The sequence below is a fragment of the Actinophytocola sediminis genome, from assembly GCF_054779715.1.
This window is the reverse complement of the sequence record NZ_BAAGXS010000128.1, coordinates 1-733: the sequence shown is the minus strand read 5'-3', so window position 1 is coordinate 733 and position 733 is coordinate 1. Positions and strand designations below refer to the sequence as shown.

The 733-nt window shown below is 59.2% G+C and carries 1 protein-coding gene; it reads right to left on the bottom strand.

Annotation, left to right across the window (positions count from 1 at the left end):
• Window positions 1-158: 158 nt before the first annotated feature.
• On the bottom strand, window positions 159-733 hold a 575-nt coding region (locus ACYVIP_RS44630), incomplete at its 5' end, for a polymorphic toxin-type HINT domain-containing protein (protein WP_460407302.1).

Genomic DNA, 733 nt, shown 5'->3' with positions numbered 1-733 from the left:
CTCGATCAGTCCATAGTCGCGACGCATCCACTTATCGCGCTGAACATCATCTAGGTAATCCCGACCAAGAGCCGCCTCGACCTGCTCAGCGGACGAGCCGGAACCGAGACCAGCCAAGCGCCCCGAGAGAAGAACATCGAAATACAGATCAAGATCGATCATCCCATGCCCTCCAATGCCCTGATCAAGTAGTGCATCTCGGCGGCACGATTCTTGGACATTCCCCACTCGCCGTTATTCATGCTCGACATGGCGCTTCGCGCCTTGTCGATCAGATCGGCTCGAACCCGAGGATTGGACTCGATCTCAGCCAGGGCCCGCTGAACATCTGCACTTGTTGCAGTCCCCGAACGCAGACGAATCGCCTCCGCGCCGACTCCACCGTTCCCATCCGGGAAGATTCGCACTTCATGATTCCCAACATGCATGTGCGCACCTTTCGTCCCCCAGTCTTGGGCCGACGGTGACACACGAACCGTCCCGCCACAGTTGTGGACCAGGACAGAACTGCTTCCAGCACGCACATAGTAAGTGTGGATGTCCTGGACGGTGAGGTTGTAGGCGGTGGCGGTGTGGGCGGTGGGGAGCAGCAGGCCGCCAACGCGGATGGGTTGTCCGTTGGCGGTGTGGAGCTTGTCTCCAGGGTCGAGGTGTTGGGCTTGTTGCCATTGATTGTCGGTGGTGTTCCAGTAGAGGTGGTCTTCGGTGGTGGTGACGGTAGCACCGTCTTCGG